General features: G+C 66.8%; 1 protein-coding gene. It reads right to left on the bottom strand.

The genetic code is table 11. The annotated features are described in order from the left end of the window. A partial coding sequence (locus tag KVT44_RS56290) for a glycoside hydrolase family 3 C-terminal domain-containing protein (RefSeq protein ID WP_217577029.1) occupies positions 1 to 259 on the bottom strand: 259 nt, incomplete at both ends.

The raw sequence follows: 259 nt of genomic DNA, 5'->3' as shown, positions 1-259 counted from the left end.
CGCTGCCGTCGACCGTAAAGCCGTGGGCAAAGACAACGTCCGCGTCCGTGTGACCGCGGATCTCGTTCAGCGGGACATCGACCTTCGTGGGATTGACGTGTGAGCTCCCCCCGCCCTGGTAGCGGGGTGTGGTCGCGAACGCCCCGATGATCGCGATCGAGTCGGTCGCGGCGATCGGCAGGGTCGCGGCTTCGTTCTTGAGCAGCACGATCGCCTGGGCCGCCGCTTCTCGAGCCAGCTGGTGGTGTGCGTCGACATC

This window comes from Streptomyces sp. GbtcB7 (assembly GCF_019091445.1).
GTDB classification, from domain to species: Bacteria; Actinomycetota; Actinomycetes; order Streptomycetales; family Streptomycetaceae; genus Streptomyces; species Streptomyces mirabilis.
This window is presented reverse-complemented; position numbering and strand designations above follow the sequence as displayed.